Annotated in this window: 3 protein-coding genes; all 3 read left to right on the top strand. The window is 40.4% G+C overall.

The window, feature by feature from the left end; genetic code table 11:
* Nucleotides 1–403 precede the first annotated feature (403 nt).
* The 3 genes from HMPREF1505_RS11685 to HMPREF1505_RS11675 are packed head-to-tail and all read left to right on the top strand — an operon-like array spanning nucleotide 404 to nucleotide 3,113.
* Nucleotides 404–1,171: a DeoR/GlpR family DNA-binding transcription regulator gene (locus HMPREF1505_RS11685; protein ID WP_036925590.1), complete on the top strand. Its 768-nt coding sequence runs from the start codon at nucleotides 404–406 to the stop codon at nucleotides 1,169–1,171.
* A 46-nt stretch (nucleotides 1,172–1,217) separates the two neighbouring features.
* Nucleotides 1,218–2,417 carry a 1-acyl-sn-glycerol-3-phosphate acyltransferase gene (locus tag HMPREF1505_RS11680; RefSeq protein WP_036925580.1) on the top strand — a complete coding sequence of 400 codons (1,200 nt, stop codon included), beginning with the start codon at nucleotides 1,218–1,220 and terminating at the stop codon, nucleotides 2,415–2,417.
* A 45-nt stretch (nucleotides 2,418–2,462) separates the two neighbouring features.
* Entirely contained in the window at nucleotides 2,463–3,113 is a 651-nt protein-coding gene (locus HMPREF1505_RS11675) for a NigD-like C-terminal domain-containing protein (protein ID WP_051412371.1), read from the top strand.
* The last annotated feature ends 247 nt before the right edge of the window (nucleotides 3,114–3,360 follow it).

Genomic DNA, 3,360 nt, shown 5'->3' with positions numbered 1-3,360 from the left:
AACCTACTTTTTACATGCCGTTTTGCCGTTATTTATTGATATCTTATTCGAAATTATGTAATGATTTTTCAAACTCTTGTCTGCAGATTTTCGAAGTCTTAAATGAAATGGTTTTCAATGAAAGAGGATGATGAGAGGATAGATATTCGACTGTCTTAGTTATTTTTTTGTTTAATAAGTAACCTCGGTTCTTCCTTTAAAGCAAATACGAAAAGCGTCCATACATTTAACGGAAGAACCAATAGAACTATCGCAGACGGTCGTAAATAATTGTTAATCTTCTGTTAAACGAAGGCTTCACCTTTAGCCATTGATTTATTTTAACTATATTTGTACAAAACTATTCTTATACGGTAAAGCGTGATAGACATCTGCTGAAAGCTACCAAAAACCGATGCAAAATATGACAAAAGAAGACAGGCAAAATGCCATTCTCGACCAGCTTCTGACACAGGAGTCTGTATTGGTTTCCGATTTGGCAACCTCCTTGGATGTGTCATTAGTAACGATACGTAAAGACCTAACCGAACTTGAAAAGGCAGGAAAGCTCTATCGAAGTCATGGTAAGGCGATTCTTATCAACCCGTTTACCAACAACCGTTCAGTAAACGAGAAGGAAAAGCTAAAAGCGGAAGAGAAACAACTCATCGGAGCAGAGGCTGTCAAGCTACTTGTGAAAGACGATTCCATCATTCTTGCATCAGGAACAACCATCCATGCATTGGCTTGTAATATCCATTCTGAGAGCAGACTGACGATTGTTTCAGCCAGTCTTCAAGCTACAATGACCTTAGCAGCCAACGATAATATTGACATTATCCAACTTGGTGGCATGGTTCGCCACAGCAGTGTGTCGGTTGTCGGACAATATAGCATGGAGATACTGCGTGGATGTTCGTTTACAAAACTCTTCTTGGGGGTGGATGGTATCGACCTTGACTTTGGTATCTCAACAACAGACATGCGTGAAGCTGAACTGAACAGAAGTATGATGAACGCTGCACAGAAAACCATTGTCTTAGCTGATTCAAGTAAGTTTGGCCGTCGTGGATTCGCAAAGATTAGTGGACTTGAGGATGTTGACATCATCATTACCGATGCTAAAATACCACAGTTTGTAGCCAACAAGATTGAAGAAATGGGTATAGAACTAATCATTGCAGGTTCTTAGGACATGCAATAAGACATAAAATAGAAACAAATTAATTTTTACGATTATGAAAATACCATCAGAGTTTGACCCTATCCGTCCGTTTGAGCCGGAAGAATTACCGGCAGTCTATGATAGGATTCTTGCTGATAAGCAGTTTCAAATGGTGCTGGCATATCTCTACCCTGATGTTCCAGCAGAGGCGATAGCAAAGAAGATGCACGCTTGTAAGACGAATCTTGAATTCCAAAAATCATTCTGCTACCCTTTCCTCCAGCGTCTTGTCACGGAGTTGAGCTTAGGTTGTAGCATGGATGCAGTCAATATCGATACACGCAAACGCTATACCTTCGTCAGCAACCATCGCGACATTGTACTCGACTCTGCTTTCCTCGACAAGCTTCTCATGGATGTTGGCTTTGCCACTACTTGTGAGATTGCTATCGGCGACAACCTCCTTTCGCAGGATTGGGTACGTGACTTGGTGCGTATCAACAAGTCATTTACTGTAGAACGTGCCCTCCATTCGGTTGAGATGCTCCGTGCAAGCAAGCGTATGTCAGAGTATATCCACTTCGCTATTGCTGAGAAGAATGACAATGTATGGATTGCTCAACGACAGGGAAGAGCGAAGAATTCAAACGACCTTACCCAACCTGCGATTCTGAAGATGATGGCTATGGGTGGCGAAGGTACTATCATCGAACGTCTGAAGCAGCTCCACATCGTGCCGTTAGCTATCTCTTATGAGTACGATCCATGCGATTATCTCAAGGCACGTGAGTATCAATTGCGTCGTGATTTACCTTATTGGAAGAAGACTGCAGAGGACGATCTCGAGAGTATGTTAGTAGGAATCAAAGGCTACAAGGGACATATCTTCTACAAATGTGCACCATGTATTGATGAATGGCTTGACACAGTAGATGAGGAACTGCCAAAGAACAAGCTCTTCGATACCATTGCAGCACATATCGATCACCAAATCCACAGTAACTACAAACTCTATCCTATCAACTACGTAGCATTAGATATGATTCAGGATACACGTGTTTACGAAGAGTATTATACAGTGGAAGACTATCAGAACTTCAATACTTACCTCGATGGTCAGATTGAGAAGATTGATATTGAGAACCGTGATGATAAGTTCTTACGCACTTGTCTGTTGACACAGTATGCTTATCCTGCAAAGAATTACATTGCTGCGTCATCTGAAAGCGGCAGATTTAAATCACTTCTGAATCGTCTCACCTTTAAGAAATAACACAACGTGGACTGGTTCGGAAAGACTTTCTACAGACTATTGACTATGGTAACGGCAGTCATGTCGTTACTCATAGTCAGTGCCTGTGAGCATGACTTCTATGAGACAGGCGACAGCGAACTGTCTTATCTACATACCGACTTTGTTGAAGCAAGGACCAACGAGCTATCAGCTTTCGCTTCAGCAACTACTGATGACGGAATACAACTGACCTTAAAACCTGCAGTAAAAGAACAATGGGCAAAAAGACCCGACACTACTTACCGTGCCTTACTCTATTATAATAAGGTAGAAAATGGCATAACATCGTCTTTTGCCATTAGTCCTGTTGCTGTCTTACGTCCTCGTTTGGCACTTGACGTACCTATTGTGTACACCGACCCGGTTGGTTTTGAAAGCATCTGGATAAGCAAGAATCATAAGTATTTGAATCTTACCCTTATCTTAAAGACTGGAAAGACAGAAGACGAAAAGGCTGTTCAGACCTTAGCTATCGTCTGTGATTCCATAAAAAACCTACCTAATGGCGGTCGAGTGTTTTATCTTCGACTACATCATCACCAAAATGGAGTACCCGAATACTATAGCAGACGCGTCTTTACAAGTATTCCTTTGAATGGTTTTAAGCAGAAGGATTCCATCTATTTAAGTATCAACACGTATAAAGGAAAGATCAATAAGCAGATTACTTTCTAACACTATCAACTGAATTCGATTTGCATTTATGTTTTACTGCGTTTTCATCTGCAATAAAACATAAACAAATAGCCTATATAAAGATATAGGCAAGACCATCAACTATCTATTCTTTTCTCATCTTCCGACACAAAAACCTTTTCTTTTTAATACTCGAAAATCCATTGATAACGATTTGAAAAATCATTACACAATTTCGAATAAGATATCAATAAATAACGGCAAAACGGCATGTAAAAAGTAGGTT

Source organism: Prevotella sp. ICM33 (genome assembly GCF_000517825.1).
Lineage (GTDB): Bacteria > Bacteroidota > Bacteroidia > Bacteroidales > Bacteroidaceae > Prevotella > Prevotella melaninogenica.
This window is presented reverse-complemented; position numbering and strand designations above follow the sequence as displayed.